Annotated in this window: 1 protein-coding gene; it reads left to right on the plus strand. The window is 36.6% G+C overall.

Annotated elements, in window-relative coordinates; genetic code table 11:
- Positions 1–109 precede the first annotated feature (109 nt).
- Positions 110–1,051, plus strand: a 942-nt coding sequence (locus JF818_RS12175; protein WP_198892269.1) for a cysteine desulfurase family protein, incomplete at its 3' end; no start/stop codon positions are given.

The raw sequence follows: 1,051 nt of genomic DNA on the forward strand, positions 1-1,051 counted from the left end.
CCTTTGAATGGCTACGCATGAATAGTGAAATAGATATTAAAAATATCCAGTTTGTTGGCAATAGAGCTGATATTTTGGCAATGACGATAGATTAGGAAAGAGGAATAAAATGTCAATATACTTAGATTATGCAGCATCAACGCCCTTAAAAAAAGAGGTATTAGATGCAATGCTACCCTATTTGACAGACTACTATGGTAATGCTTCAAGTACACATAGTTTTGGCAGGCGTATGAATCAAGCGCTTGAGAAGAGTAGAAGATTGATATCAAAGTTAATAGGCTGTAATAAAGATGAATTCTACTTTGTTGCATCGGGTACAGAAGCGAATAATTGGGCATTGAAGGGTATTGCCGAAAAATACAAGGAAAAGGGTAATCATATTATAGTCAGTGCTTTTGAACATCCGGCCGTATTAAATACAGCAAAGCATCTTGAAGAAAATGGATTTGATGTGACTTATCTGCTACCAGATAGTCAAGGGCATATCACTGTTGAAAGTGTTAATGAGTCTCTAACGGATCAGACGATACTTGTGAGTATAATGTATGTAAACAACGAAGTAGGCACAATACAACCTCTTAAGGAAATTGCAGCTTTACTAAGAGAAAAAGAGATTATTTTTCATTCGGATGGGGTGCAAGCCTTGGGTTACTTAGACTTTGATATCAAAGATTTGGGTGTAGATTTAATGTCTTTTTCATCCCATAAAATATACGGACCGACTGGAGTCGGTGGGTTATATATTAGAAAAGGTATCAAGATAAAAAGCTTGTTAGATGGTGGTGCTCAGGAAAGGCAACGCAGAGCTGGAACGAGTCATGTTGCAGGTGCAGTTGGATTTAGTGAAGCACTTAAATTAAGGGTCGAAAATATTCAGGATACGTCAAAAGCTTTGAAGAACAAAAGAGATTATTTACTAGATGGCTTAACAAAGCTCGGATGTCATTTAAATGGTGATTTAAACAGGCATCCTGGTAACATGAATATTAGATTCGATGACATACCTGGAGAAACTCTATTGATGAATTTAGATTTAGAAGGGATTGCC

This window comes from Sphaerochaeta sp. S2 (assembly GCF_016406725.1).
Taxonomy (GTDB): domain Bacteria; phylum Spirochaetota; class Spirochaetia; order Sphaerochaetales; family Sphaerochaetaceae; genus Sphaerochaeta.